Genomic DNA, 12,543 nt, shown 5'->3' on the forward strand with positions numbered 1-12,543 from the left:
GCGGCTGCCGATCGCCCGCGAATTTGATCCGCGTCAATGAGGCGGGGCGGTTCGAAGATAAGATGGCGTTTCCCGAAGGCGAACGTGGATAGAGCAATGCTGAATCAAGTCATGGATTTTGCGGGCGAAGTACTGCCGGGGAGCTGTGCCGTACCGCCTTATTCCGAGGCCGCGTTTCTGAGCGAGCTGGGCGATCGGTTGCGGTCCTCACGCATGCGCTGCGATCTGTCGCGCCGGGAGCTCGCCCGGCGCTCGGGGATTTCCGAGCGCTACATCGCCCAGATCGAGGCCGGCAAAGGCAACGTCTCCATCGTCCTGTTGCTGCGGCTGGCTTCCGCGATTCACGGCAGTCAGCCACAGGCGGCGTGAGGAGACGTCCGGACTGGGCCTCAGGCTCGCTTCTCCACATTGGCGCTGCGGGCGGGCACGCCAAACTCCTTGCGGCAGACTTCGGCTAGCACGGCGACGCCATCGCGGATCTGCTGGTGCGTGGGGCTGGCAAAGCACAGCCGCAGCCGCGAGGCGGAATGGCCCTTGCTGGTCGACCATTCCGGCCCCGGATTGATCGAGACGCCGGTGGCGAGCGCGGCCTGATACAGCTTCAGCGTATCGACCTGGTCGGGCAGCTTCACCCAGAGGAAGATGCCGCCCTTGGGCTCCTCGAACTCAGCGGCGGTCCCGAACTGCTCGTTGAGCGCTTCCATGAGCGTGTCGAGCTTGGTGCGCAGCGCCTTGGTCAGGGCCGGCACGTGAGTTGAAAAATGCGGCTTGCAATAGGTGGCGAGCACCATCTGCTCCAGCGCACCGGAGCCAGCATCCGTCTTCAGCGCCAGCATCCGCGACATCACCTCCCAGGGCGCCACGACGAAGCCGACGCGCAGCGCCGGCGCGATCGACTTGGAGAACGAGCCGATATGGATCACGCCGCCGCTCTCGCTCATCGCGTAGATCGCGGGCGGCCGCTGCCCCGACCAGATGAGGTCGGCATAACAATCGTCCTCGAAGATCGGCACGCCATATTCGGTCGCGAGCCGCACCAGCTCGGTGCGGCGGCTCTCGGGCATGATACTGCCGGTCGGATTCTGCACCGTCGGGATCGTGTAGATGTATTTCGGCCGGATGCCGCGGCGCTTCAGGTCGGCCAGCGCGGAGGCCAGCAGATCCATGCGCATGCCGTCCTGGTCGAGGGGAATGCCGACGACGTTGACGCCGAGCCGCGCCAGCCGTGTCAGGGAGCCCTGATAGCTCTCCTGCTCGAAAATCACGGTGTCGCCGCGCGTCAGTAGGGTGGCGTTGACGAGGTCGAGCGCCTGCAGCGAGCCGGAGACGATCAGGAGGTCGTCGACCGTGCAGCTGATGCCGGCGTCGCGCTTGAGTTTCGTCACCAGGAATTCGCGCAACGGCAGGTAGCCCTGCGGACCATGCGCCAGACCGTAGGTGGCGAGCGAGCGGCCCTCGCGCCGCAGCACCGTGTCGGCCGCTTCGATCAGCTCGTCGAGCGGCACCTGTTCGGAATCGTTGTTGCCGCCGACGAAGCTGTATTTGGCAAGGCCCGTCCAACGCGCAGACGGGGCCGGCAGCCCTGCTGGAAACAGGGGCGCGAAATCGAAGCTGGACGTCATGGGAGCGTTCCTCGTTTTGTTCTTGTTGAGCTCGGCTTTGCACCGGCCGCCTTACTTCTTGCCGGCCGTCCTGGTCGGACGGCCCTGACTGATGAAAGCGTAATGCGTGTTGGCGATGCCGCCAACCATTAAGGCTTCGACCACGGGTTCTGCGATCTCGCCCGTGGCGGCCCAGTCGACCAGAAAATTGGCGCCGGTCCCGCCGCGCACGTCGTCGGTCGGAATGAAGATCGAGACGGTGGCGAGCGGCCTCAACGCCACCGGCGTCTTCAGATAGCTCTCGACCTGCTTGCCTGCGGTGTCGAAATAGGCGATGCGTTTGATGACCAGCGGCTGGGTCTCGGAGGCGTTGTGTACGCTCAGCGTCACCGAGAAGTCGACACGCAGCTTGCCCTGGCTCATCGCGACGCTGGAATAGGCGGGCACGTAGAAACCGCCGGATACGGCGAGGTCCTCCTTCAGCGGCGTGGTGAGCGAATCGGCAAAGTTTTGTTCGATACTGACCGTGGATTGCGCGGCGGCGGGCACGGCAAAGGCGAGGGGAGCGAGCAGCATGGCTGCGAAGAGCCCATTCCGCATGTGACGAATTGCTCGCTTGCCGCACCGCAACCCACCTCTAGGGTGCGGCAAAACGGACCAATTTGGCATGCATGAGCTCATTCGCGATATCACACTCTCTATTCTGTTCGCCTGGATGCTGGGGCTTCTCGCCCATTTCTCCCGGCAACCGCTGATCCTGGCCTACCTTATCGCCGGCTTCTGCATAGGTCCATTCGGCGCCGGCTGGGTCCATTCGCAGGAATCGATCAGCGTCATCTCCGAGCTTGGCCTGATCTTCATGCTGTTCATGATCGGACTCGAGATCGACCTGAAGAAGATCGTTCGGGCCGGGCGGGTGATCCTGTTCGCGGCGGGCAGCCAGCTGCTGGGCGGCTGTCTGCTCGGGCTTCTGTTCTTCGTCGGCATCGGCCTGTCGCTCGGCGGTGGGCATTTCGATGCGGTCTATCTCTGCGTCGCCTGCGCGCTGTCGAGCACGGTCATCATCGTCAAGGTGCTCTACGAGAAGCGCGAGCTCGACACGCTGCCGGGCCGCATCACGCTCGGCGTGCTGGTGCTCCAGGACATTTTCGCCATCCTGTTCCTGGCGGTGCAGCCGAGTCTCGCCAATCTGCAGGTCAGCGTCATCCTGCTCTCGATCGGCCGCGTCGCGGTGCTGGTCACGGCCGCGCTTCTGGTCAGCCGCTACGTGCTGCCGCGCGTGTTCCACCAGATCGCCCGGCGGCCCGAGCTGATCCTGCTCGGTGCGCTCGCCTGGTGCTTTCTCGTCGCCGAGACCGCCTATCAACTGTCGCTGTCGCGCGAGATGGGTGCGCTGATCGCCGGCGTCTCGCTCTCGACCTTCCCCTATGCGCTCGATGTCACCGCCAAGGTCACCACGCTGCGCGACTTCTTCATCACGCTGTTCTTCGTCGCGCTCGGCATGACCATTCCCGTGCCCGGCCTCTCGGTGATCAGCCTCGCCTTGATGATCGCGGCGTTCACGGTGGTGAGCCGCCTCGTCACCACCTTCACCCCGCTCTATCTGATGAAGCAGGGCCTGCGCGCCAGCCTGTTGCCGGCGCTCAACCTCGCGCAAATCTCCGAGTTCTCGCTGGTCGTGATCCAGACCGGCGTCGCGGACCGCCACATCGCAGCCGAGACGGCGAATGCGGCTTCGTTCGCCTTCGTGGTGCTGGCGGTGCTCTCGACCTTCGTGATGACCCGCAGCGACGAGATCACCCGCTGGGCGATCGGCCCCTTGAAGCGGATCGGCCTGCGCGATCTCGACCATGGCAACGGCCATGCCGAGGAGGGCCACGGGGGCGGCCATGGCGAGGCCCGCCGCATCGTCATCCTCGGCTTTTTCCGTGCGGCGAGTGCGCTGCTGGCCGAGATCGAACGGCAGGCACCGGTGCTGCTGGAGCAGATCACCGTGGTCGATTTCAACCCCAATGTGTACCAGACCCTGCTTTCACGTGGTCTGCACGTGATCTATGGCGACATCAGCAGCGCCGACACGCTGCTCCATGCCGGCGTCGGCAAGTCCGAGATGATCATCCTCAGCGTGCCGGATTCGCTGCTGAAGGGCGCCACCAACGAGAAGCTGGTCCGTCACGTCCGCGCGCTCAATCCGACCGCCCTGATCGTCGCCACGGCCGACCTGTTGGCCGACGTCGGCGCGCTCTACGAGGCCGGCGCCAGCTATGTCACCGTGACCCGGCTCAGCGATGCACATGAGCTGTTTACCGTGATCGAAGCCGCCCAGGCCGGCCTGCTCGCGGACAAGCGCGCCGAGCTCGATCAGCGCCTCGGCGAGCGCCGCGAGGTGCTGCCCTGACGGCGTCGGGCCGCCTTCCTTGCCCGCCTTCCTTGCGGGCAATCTGCGCCTATATCGCTGGTATGCCCGGTGCAAGCCTGAAACCCATCGGCAGGCCCGCCCTCGGACATATGTGGTTGCGCTGGGGAGACTAGCGCCCCGACCCAAGTCCGGCTAAGCCTCCCGGCCATAACCGATAGAGATTGGGAAATGCCCGATAGCGTTCAGGAAGTCTTGCAGGCCTTTGCTCGGGGTGAGCTCGTGGTCGTCACCGACGACGAGGACCGCGAGGGCGAGGGCGATCTGATCGTCGCCGCCTCGCTGTGCACCGCCGAGAAGATGGCCTTCATCATCCGCCATACCTCCGGCATCGTCTGTGCGCCCGTGACGACCGAGGACGCGCGCCGGCTGCGGCTCGATCCGATGGTCGCCCACAACGATTCCGCGCACACCACCGCGTTCACGGTCTCGATCGACTACAAGCCCGACGGCGGCACCGGCATCTCCGCCGAGGAGCGCGCCTCGTGCTGCCGCGCGCTCGCCAATCCCAATGTCGGAGCCAACGACTTCGCCCGGCCCGGCCACATCTTCCCGCTGATCGCCAAGGACGGCGGCGTGCTGCTTCGCTCCGGCCACACCGAGGCCGCGGTCGACCTCTGCAAGCTTTCCGGCCTGCCGCCGGTCGGCGTCATCAGCGAGCTCATGAACGACGACGGCAGCGTGATGAAGGGCGAGCAGGTCGCGCAATTCGCGGTCAGGCACAAGCTCAAGCACGTCACCATCGCGGACATGATCGCCTACCGCCAGGCGCGCGAGAAGCTGATCGAGCGGGTCTCGACCTTCGTCACCGACAGCCCGATCGGTCCCTTGCAGGGCTATGCCTACCGCTCGCCGTTCGATTCCATCGCCCACGTCGCCTTCGTCTATAACGGGGTCGGCGACGGCAAGAACGTGCTGACGCGCTTTCACAAGCCGAACATCGTCAAGGACACCTTCACCGGCCACAAGCGCATGGCCGCCGTGCTCGAGCATTTCAAGAAGACCGGCCGCGGCGTGCTGGTCTACCTGCGCGACGGCGCGGCCGGCGTGCCCGTTTCGCCGCTGCCGGACGAGACGTCGACGGAGGCCGACCGCAACCGCCAGTGGCGCGAGGTCGGCGTCGGCGCGCAGATCCTGCGCGACCTCGGCGTGACTTCGATCCGGCATCTCACCTCGTCGGTGCACGACTACAAGGGCCTATCGGGCTTCGGCATCGAGATCGTCGCCAACGAGCAGCTCGAAAGCTGACACGCATTGTCTTTCTCCCGGTCGCGCTGAAAGCGCCACCCCGGAACGACCAAGCCAGGATGCAATTGAACTTGTTGCCGCGGCGCTTTACTTTGTCGGGCAATTATCGACGGAACCAGACGCGAAAGGACGTTTCATGAGCGTGCGCCCTCAGGCCAAGGACAAGCCGGCTGCGGCTTCTTTCCAGTGGGACGATCCGTTCCTGCTCGACGAGCAGCTCACCGAAGACGAGCGCATGGTTCGCGACACCGCCCGCGCCTATGCGCAGGACAAGCTGCTGCCGCGCGTCTCCAAGGCCTATCTCGAGGAGAAGACCGACCGCGAGATCTTCAACGAGATGGGCGAGCTCGGCCTGATCGGCATCACGCTGCCGGAAGAATATGGCTGCGCCAATGCGAGCTACGTCGCCTATGGCCTCGTCGCGCGCGAGATCGAGCGGGTCGATTCCGGCTATCGCTCGATGAACTCGGTGCAGTCCTCGCTGGTGATGTACCCGATCTACGCCTATGGCGACGAGAACCAGCGCAAGAAGTACCTGCCCAAGCTCGCCAGCGGCGAGTGGGTCGGCTGCTTCGGCCTGACCGAGCCCGATGCCGGCTCCGATCCGGCCGGCATGAAGACCCGCGCCGAGAAGGTGTCGGACGGCTATCGCCTTACCGGCAGCAAGATGTGGATCTCGAACGCGCCGATCGCCGACGTCTTCGTGGTCTGGGCCAAGTCGGCCGCGCACGACAACCAGATCCGCGGCTTCGTGCTGGAGAAGGGCATGAAGGGCCTGTCCGCGCCGAAGATCGGCGGCAAGCTCTCGCTGCGCGCCTCCATCACCGGCGAGGTCGTGATGGACGGCGTCGTGGTCCCGGAGGACGCCCTGCTGCCCAACGTGTCCGGCCTCAAGGGCCCGTTCGGCTGCCTCAACCGCGCCCGCTACGGCATCTCCTGGGGTGCGCTTGGCGCCGCCGAGGACTGCATGCACCGCGCCCGTCAATACACGCTCGACCGCAAGCAGTTCGGCAAGCCGCTCGCCGCGACCCAGCTGGTGCAGAAGAAGCTCGCCGACATGGAGACCGAGATCGCGCTCGGCCTGCAGGGCTCGCTTCGCGTCGGCCGCCTGATGGACGAGGGCAAGTTCGCGCCCGAGATGATCTCGATCATGAAGCGCAACAATTGCGGCAAGGCCCTCGACATCGCCCGCACCGCCCGCGACATGCACGGCGGCAACGGCATCTCGATCGAGTATCACGTGATGCGCCACGTCCATAACCTCGAGACGGTCAACACCTACGAGGGCACCCACGACGTCCACGCCCTGATCCTGGGCCGCGCGATCACGGGCATTCAGGCGTTTTTCTAGTCACTGTGTTTTTCCGCCGCGGCTAGCTTGCTCAACTGTCATCGATCGCGCAGGCGGGCGATCCAGTATCCCAGAGACTTCGCTTTTGTCACTGGCGCTGCGGCGTACTGGATACCCCGCCTTCGCGGGGTATGACGGCAGAGAGTGTGGCACAGGAAGTCCCATGTCCGACAACGACGACGTCCCGTTCAACCGCAACTTTCCGCTGAAGCCCGGCATCGTCGAGGAGGTCCGCCCCGGCGTGCGGCGCGTGCTCTGCAACAATCCGAGCCCGTTCACCTTCACGGGCACGGTCAGCTACATCGTCGGCAAGGGCAATGTCGCGATCATCGATCCCGGTCCAGACGATGCGGCGCATGCGGCGGCGCTGCTCGATGCCGTGCGCGGCGAGACCGTGACGCACATCTTCGTCACCCACACCCATCGCGACCATTCGCCGAACACCGCGCGGATCAAGCAGGCGACGGCTGCGCCGGTCTATGCCGAAGGCCCGCATCGCGCCTCGCGGCCGCGATTCGAGAGCGAGAAGCACAATCCGGAATCCGGCGCCGACCGCGATTTTGCCCCGGACGTCAATCTCGCGCACGGCAACGTCGTGGAAGGTGACGGCTGGCGGCTCGAAGCCGTCGCGACGCCCGGCCACACGGCCAACCATCTGGCATTCGCCTGGCCGGAGCGGAAGTTCAACTTCGTCGGCGATCACGTGATGGGCTGGTCGACCTCGATCGTGGCGCCGCCGGACGGCTCGATGATCGACTACATGGATTCGCTCGACCGGCTCGCCACCCGCGAGGAGGATCTCTATTTCTCGGGCCATGGCCCCGAGATTCCCGAGGGCCAGCGCTTCGTGCGCTTCCTGATCCGCCACCGCAAGGCACGCGAGGCCTCGATCCTGCACCGCCTCGCCAAGGGCGAGACCGACATCCCGACCATGGTCCGCGCGATCTATATCGGTATCGATCCGCGCCTGACGACAGCTGCCGGCTATTCCGTGCTGGCGCATTTGGAAGATCTGGTCGCCCGCGGCGTGGTGGCGACGGATGGCGATCCCGTGATCGGCGGGACCTATCGGATGGCCTAGGGGGCGAATAGCGAATGGGGAATAGCGAATGGGCGGCTCCATTCGCTATTCGCTACTCCCCATTCGCCAAGTCACTTCTTCACCGTCTTCGCCGGCGCCTTGGGCGGCGTCACCGGCGTCTTCTTCACCGGCTTGAGTGCATCGGCATCGGCGGCGGTGTTGAGGTCGTCGATGAACGTCTTGACGCGTGCGGCATTGCTGCCGAGATCGCTGTCGAAATTGCGCGACGCAGAGCGGATATCGACGCGGGAATCATCGCCATCCGGCACGACCCTGATCGAAACGTCCTCGCGGAAACCCATGATCGGCGTGCGCGCCACCGCCTCGATGCGGCCGATGCGGCGCGGCGGCTGCGGTGCGCGCTCGTCGATCACGATCCATTTGCGCTTGTGGACGAGCTGAAGCGCGATCGCATAGGCGCGGTCGGCCGAGATCTCGAGCTCGACGGGCTCGATCTCGGGATAGAAATGGCGCTGCTGCTCCGCCGAATAGAGGCCGGCATAGACCGCGGTGTTGGTGCCCTCGCCAGTGCGCAGGCGCGCCAGCGCATCGAAGCGCGGCGGATCGATCGGATTGGTGGTGATGTCGTAGATCGACGGCAGCTTGCGATATTGAAAGGCCAGATAGGCGGGATAGGCGAGGATCGCCCCGTCGATCAGGAAGGCGAGCAGGATGCGCGCCATGCCGCGCGAGCCGTTCTGCCAGATTGCGGCAAAGCCGGCGAGCCCGAACAGGATCGAGAGGCCGGCGATCGCGAGCCCGCCGATGAACGTCGCCAGCGCCGGCTTGGGCTCCAGGAAATCGAAACGGACGACGATGATCGACACCACCACCGCCAGAACCGCGAACACGGCCAGATTGCGCGCCCAGCTCGCGAGGCTGGACACGGGCTCCGACTGGTAGGGAGCGGAAAACCTGCGGGCCATCGGGTGAGCTCTGCCGGGGTTGGCGATGCCGGCCGATTTGGCGCGACGATGCGCCGTTGAGACCACGGCGCGGGAGCAAATTCAAGGGTTCCGGCTACGCCCAAGCCGTCATGCCCGGGCTTGTCCCGGCCATCCACGTTCACTGCACCGTGGGGCAAGGCGTGGATGGCCGGGACAAGCCCGGCCATGACGTCGTGGAGGCTTCAACAAGTCGGACGCTGACGCCCCTCCAAGGAGGGGCGCACCCAGCCCGTCACGCCGCCGCGTTCGGGAACCGGTAATCCTTAAACTGGTCGCGCAGCGCCGTCTTCAGGATCTTGCCGGTGGCGGTGTGCGGAATGCCGTCGACGAAAGCGACGTCGTCGGGCATCCACCATTTGGCGATCTTGCCCTCCATGAACTTCAGGATGTCCTCGCGCGTGGCCTGCTGGCCCTGCTTGAGCTGCACGATCAGCAGCGGCCGCTCGTCCCATTTCGGGTGGAACACGCCGATCACGGCGGCTTCCGCCACGGCGGGGTGGCCGACCGCGAGGTTTTCGAGGTCGATCGAGGAGATCCACTCGCCGCCGGACTTGATCACGTCCTTGGAGCGGTCGGTGATCCGCATATAGCCGTCCTCGTCGATGGTCGAGACGTCGCCGGTGTCGAAGAAGCCGTCCTCGTCGAGGATGTTGCTATCGACGCGGTAATAGGCCTTGGCGACGGCGGGCCCGGAGACCTTGAGGCGGCCAAAGGTCTTGCCGTCCCAGGGCAGCTCCTTGCCGGCATCGTCGGTGATCTTCATCTGCACGGCGAACGGCGCATAACCCTGCATCTGCAGCACGTCGAGCCTGGCATCGCCGGTCGCATTTTGGAACGGCGGCTTCAGCGCCGCGACGGTTCCGATCGGGCTCATCTCGGTCATGCCCCAGGCGTGGCGGACGTTCGAGCCCATGTCGAGGAAGGCCTTGATCATCGAGCGCGGCATTGCCGAGCCGCCGCAGATCACCATCTTCAGATCCGGCAGTTTGAGATTGTTGGCCGTCATGTGCTGGAGCAGCATCAGCCACACCGTCGGCACGCCGGCGGTGTGCGTCACCTTCTCGGTCGAGAGCAGTTCGTAGACCGAGGCGCCGTCGAGCTTGGCGCCCGGCATCACCAGCTTGGTGCCCTGCGAGGGCGCGGAGAAGGCGATGCCCCAGCTGTTGGCATGGAACAGCGGAACGACCGGCAGCATTGTCTCGGACGCACTGGTGCCGAGCGCGTCGACGTTATTGGCCATCAGCGCGTGCAGCACGTTGGAGCGATGCGAATACAGCACACCTTTGGGATCGCCGGTCGTGCCGGAGGTGTAGCACATCGCCGCCGCCGTGTTCTCGTCAAAGTCCTTCCATTTGAATTTGCCGTCGGCCTGCGCAATCCAGTCCTCGTAGGCGACCGCGTTCTTCAGCGTGGTCTCCGGCATGTGAGCCTTGTCGGTGAGCACGATGTAGCGCTCCACGCTGGGCAGCTTGTCCGCGATCTTCTCCAGGATCGGAATGAAGGTGAGATCGGTCATCACGACGCGATCCTGCGCATGATTGATGATCCAGGCGATCTGTTCGGGGAAAAGGCGCGGATTGACGGTATGGCAGATGGCGCCGATCCCCATGATGCCGTACCAGACCTCCAGATGGCGCCAGGTGTTCCAGGCGATCGTTGCGACGCGATCGCCGAGCTTGATGCCGTCGCGCTCCAGCATCTGCGAGACCTTGAGCGCGCGCTTGTGGATCTCGGCGTAGTTGGTGCGATGGATCGGTCCCTCGACCGAGCGTGTGACCACCTCCTGCTTGCCATGAATCCTGGCGGCGTGTTCGATGATCCGGTGGCAGAGCAGGGGCCAATCTTGCATCAAACCAAGCATTCCGACGTTCCTCCGAGAAGTCGCTGGGCGCGTTATCGCTCTCAGCGTTGGGCCAAAGAATTGCCATGAGTTTTAGCCTGCCGGACTTTCGTCGCAAATGGTCTTGTCGCGGCTATATGTCCGCCGGGGCGGCAATGGTTACCGCTGCGGCGGGGCTGTTGCTGATCGCCGAAAGGGCAGAGGCGCGGAAATATCCTGCGCCGCTCGATATCTTCAACCTTGGAGCACCGAAGCCCCGCGCAACCGTTCGCGCCGCCAGGATTCCGCTGCCGAAGCCGCGTCCCGAGGAGGCCCCCAAAGCGTCGGATGAGGGGGCGGCGCAGGCAGACGGCAAGCCGTCCCCCGACAAGCCAAGTGCGGACAAGCCCGCCGAGGCCGCGCCGCCGCCCGAGAAGCAGGCCTCGGCCTGTCGGCTGGCGCTGACCGAGGAGATCGCGATCGCGCCGTCCATTCCGGATATCCGCGGTCCGGGTGCCTGCGGCGGCGAGGATCTGGTGCGGCTGGAGGCCATCGTGCTGCCGGACAAGCGCAAGGTGACGGTCAAGCCGGCGGCGATCCTCCGCTGCACCATGGCGTCCGCGCTCGCCGATTGGGTGCGCAAGGACATGACGCCGCTGGCGACCAGCCTCGGCTCCGCCGTCAGCGAGCTCGACAATTTCGACAGCTTCGAGTGCCGCGGCCGCAACCGCGTGGCCGGCGCGATGCTGTCCGAGCACGGCAAGGCCAATGCCATCGACATCCGCGCCGTCAAGCTCGCCAATGGGCAGTCGATCGGCCTGACCGACCGCACCACCTCGCGCGAGGTGCGCGAGCGCGTGCTGCACTCGGTCTGCACTCGCTTTTCCACCGTGCTAGGCCCGGGTTCGGACTGGTACCACGAGGACCACATCCATCTCGATCTCGCGCAGCGACGCAACGACTACCGGATTTGCCAATGGAACGTGTGGGATCCGCTGCCTCAGGTCGCACCGCTGCTGCCGGCGGAGCGTCCCGAGGAGGCACCGCCGCGCGAGGTCGCGGCCAAGCCCGAGGCAAAGGAGGGCGCCGACGGCGGTGAGACGGAAAAGCCTGCTGCACCTACGGACAAGCCGGCGGCGGATGGCAACAAAGCCCGATCGCACCAGCCGGCAACAAAAAAGCGCCGGTGAAACCGGCGCTTTTGAAAAGCCTCGGGCAAGGCCTGCTTAGTAGGGTGAGCTGGAACCACCCTGGAGCGCGAGGCGCGGCTTGTAGGGCGAATCGCCGTGCTTCGGCTCGAGCACCACGACGAGGGTGCCGAGTTTGACGCGATCATAGAGATCGATCGCGTCCTCGTTGGTCAGGCGGATGCAGCCTGACGAGATCGAGGCGCCGATATATTCCGGCTGGTTGGTGCCGTGGATGCGGAACAGCGTGTCCTTGCCCCCAGAATGGAGGTACAGCGCGCGGGAGCCCATCGGATTGTCCGGTCCGGGTGCGACATAGGTCGGCACGCCCAAGCGCGAGATTTCGCCGGGGGTGGGGTGCCAGGCTGGCCACTCGGTCTTGCTGGCCACCTTGGCGATGCCCGACCAGGCCATGGCCTCTTCGCCGACAGTGATGCCATAGCGGATCGCTTTGCCGCCCTCCAGCACGTAATAGAGGTAATGGTTGTCGGAATCGACCACGATCGAGCCCGGCGCTTCCTTGCGGTGGAATTCGACAATCGCGCGGCGGAACGGTTCTGCGACCGCGGTATTCTCGTATTTCACCTTGGCAAGGAGTTCTTTGTCCTTGGGCTTGAACGCCTTGGTGTCCGTCGCCTCGTAACGCGTCGTGGCCTGCATGCAGCCCGACAGCATCAGGCCAGCGGCCAAAATCCCAAACATAATTTTCAGCGACGACATGGTTTGGTTCCAATCAAAACAATACCGTGCGGAAGTGACCTGAGCGTAGCGCCCAAGTTCCTCGACTCCGTTAAGCCCATTATGGTTGAAATCTGCCACAATTCCAGCGCTGAAGCCGTTTTCCAGGGCTGTAAGACCCCAGCTGTGGCTTTTCTGCCGCAAATTTGGGGGTG

The 12,543-nt window shown here is 64.9% G+C and carries 11 protein-coding genes; 6 read left to right on the top strand and 5 right to left on the bottom strand.

Annotation, left to right across the window (positions count from 1 at the left end):
• The first annotated feature begins 96 nt into the window (after window positions 1-96).
• Window positions 97-369 carry a helix-turn-helix domain-containing protein gene (locus I6F12_RS02240; protein WP_036031024.1) on the top strand — a complete coding sequence of 91 codons (273 nt, stop codon included), beginning with the start codon at window positions 97-99 and terminating at the stop codon, window positions 367-369.
• A 20-nt stretch (window positions 370-389) separates the two neighbouring features.
• On the opposite strand, the gene I6F12_RS02245 is transcribed toward I6F12_RS02240, so the two are convergent.
• Window positions 390-1,622 (bottom strand): PLP-dependent aminotransferase family protein, encoded by a 1,233-nt coding sequence (locus I6F12_RS02245; RefSeq protein WP_225155408.1) that lies wholly within the window; start codon window positions 1,620-1,622, stop codon window positions 390-392.
• 51 nt (window positions 1,623-1,673) lie between these two features.
• On the bottom strand, window positions 1,674-2,201 hold the full coding sequence (locus tag I6F12_RS02250; protein WP_225155409.1) for a DUF3124 domain-containing protein: 528 nt from the start codon (window positions 2,199-2,201) through the stop codon (window positions 1,674-1,676).
• A 67-nt stretch (window positions 2,202-2,268) separates the two neighbouring features.
• Here I6F12_RS02250 and I6F12_RS02255 point away from each other — a divergent pair, with 67 nt between their 5' ends.
• The 4 genes from I6F12_RS02255 (at window position 2,269) to I6F12_RS02270 (ending at window position 7,697) form a co-directional block, all read left to right on the top strand.
• Window positions 2,269-3,999 carry a cation:proton antiporter gene (locus I6F12_RS02255; RefSeq protein WP_036004008.1) on the top strand — a complete coding sequence of 577 codons (1,731 nt, stop codon included), beginning with the start codon at window positions 2,269-2,271 and terminating at the stop codon, window positions 3,997-3,999.
• Between the two features lie 189 nt (window positions 4,000-4,188).
• Window positions 4,189-5,265: a 3,4-dihydroxy-2-butanone-4-phosphate synthase gene (ribB, locus tag I6F12_RS02260; RefSeq protein ID WP_036004011.1), complete on the top strand. Its 1,077-nt coding sequence runs from the start codon at window positions 4,189-4,191 to the stop codon at window positions 5,263-5,265.
• 136 nt (window positions 5,266-5,401) lie between these two features.
• Entirely contained in the window at window positions 5,402-6,616 is a 1,215-nt protein-coding gene (locus I6F12_RS02265; protein WP_036004014.1) for an acyl-CoA dehydrogenase, read from the top strand.
• A 163-nt stretch (window positions 6,617-6,779) separates the two neighbouring features.
• The gene (locus I6F12_RS02270) at window positions 6,780-7,697 is read left to right on the top strand and encodes an MBL fold metallo-hydrolase (RefSeq protein WP_225155410.1); all 918 of its coding nucleotides are present in this window, start codon (window positions 6,780-6,782) and stop codon (window positions 7,695-7,697) included.
• Window positions 7,698-7,768: 71 nt separating this feature from the next.
• Here I6F12_RS02270 and I6F12_RS02275 read toward each other — a convergent pair whose 3' ends face one another.
• Window positions 7,769-8,623 carry a DUF1499 domain-containing protein gene (locus I6F12_RS02275; protein WP_036004020.1) on the bottom strand — a complete coding sequence of 285 codons (855 nt, stop codon included), beginning with the start codon at window positions 8,621-8,623 and terminating at the stop codon, window positions 7,769-7,771.
• 253 nt (window positions 8,624-8,876) lie between these two features.
• Complete coding sequence (locus I6F12_RS02280) at window positions 8,877-10,505, bottom strand: fatty-acid--CoA ligase (protein WP_036004029.1); 1,629 nt, start codon at window positions 10,503-10,505, stop codon at window positions 8,877-8,879.
• A gap of 65 nt (window positions 10,506-10,570) precedes the next feature.
• On the opposite strand from I6F12_RS02280, the gene I6F12_RS02285 reads away from it, so the two are divergent.
• Window positions 10,571-11,653, top strand: a complete 1,083-nt coding sequence (locus I6F12_RS02285; protein WP_036031034.1) for an extensin family protein — start codon at window positions 10,571-10,573, stop codon at window positions 11,651-11,653.
• Between the two features lie 36 nt (window positions 11,654-11,689).
• Here the strand turns inward: I6F12_RS02285 and I6F12_RS02290 are convergent, their stop codons facing one another.
• The gene (locus I6F12_RS02290; RefSeq protein WP_036031037.1) at window positions 11,690-12,370 is read right to left on the bottom strand and encodes a L,D-transpeptidase; all 681 of its coding nucleotides are present in this window, start codon (window positions 12,368-12,370) and stop codon (window positions 11,690-11,692) included.
• Window positions 12,371-12,543: the final 173 nt, after the last annotated feature.

The sequence above is a fragment of the Bradyrhizobium sp. IC4059 genome (assembly GCF_020193615.1).
In the GTDB taxonomy this organism is placed as follows: domain Bacteria; phylum Pseudomonadota; class Alphaproteobacteria; order Rhizobiales; family Xanthobacteraceae; genus Bradyrhizobium; species Bradyrhizobium yuanmingense.

Coding starts and splice junctions, on each gene's coding strand:
- I6F12_RS02240 (WP_036031024.1), top strand. CDS start 97: ATGCTGAATCAAGTCATGGATTTTGCGGGCGAAGTACTGCCGGGGAGC.
- I6F12_RS02245 (WP_225155408.1), bottom strand. CDS start 1,622: ATGACGTCCAGCTTCGATTTCGCGCCCCTGTTTCCAGCAGGGCTGCCG.
- I6F12_RS02250 (WP_225155409.1), bottom strand. CDS start 2,201: ATGCGGAATGGGCTCTTCGCAGCCATGCTGCTCGCTCCCCTCGCCTTT.
- I6F12_RS02255 (WP_036004008.1), top strand. CDS start 2,269: ATGCATGAGCTCATTCGCGATATCACACTCTCTATTCTGTTCGCCTGG.
- ribB (WP_036004011.1), top strand. CDS start 4,189: ATGCCCGATAGCGTTCAGGAAGTCTTGCAGGCCTTTGCTCGGGGTGAG.
- I6F12_RS02265 (WP_036004014.1), top strand. CDS start 5,402: ATGAGCGTGCGCCCTCAGGCCAAGGACAAGCCGGCTGCGGCTTCTTTC.
- I6F12_RS02270 (WP_225155410.1), top strand. CDS start 6,780: ATGTCCGACAACGACGACGTCCCGTTCAACCGCAACTTTCCGCTGAAG.
- I6F12_RS02275 (WP_036004020.1), bottom strand. CDS start 8,623: ATGGCCCGCAGGTTTTCCGCTCCCTACCAGTCGGAGCCCGTGTCCAGC.
- I6F12_RS02280 (WP_036004029.1), bottom strand. CDS start 10,505: ATGCTTGGTTTGATGCAAGATTGGCCCCTGCTCTGCCACCGGATCATC.
- I6F12_RS02285 (WP_036031034.1), top strand. CDS start 10,571: ATGAGTTTTAGCCTGCCGGACTTTCGTCGCAAATGGTCTTGTCGCGGC.
- I6F12_RS02290 (WP_036031037.1), bottom strand. CDS start 12,370: ATGTCGTCGCTGAAAATTATGTTTGGGATTTTGGCCGCTGGCCTGATG.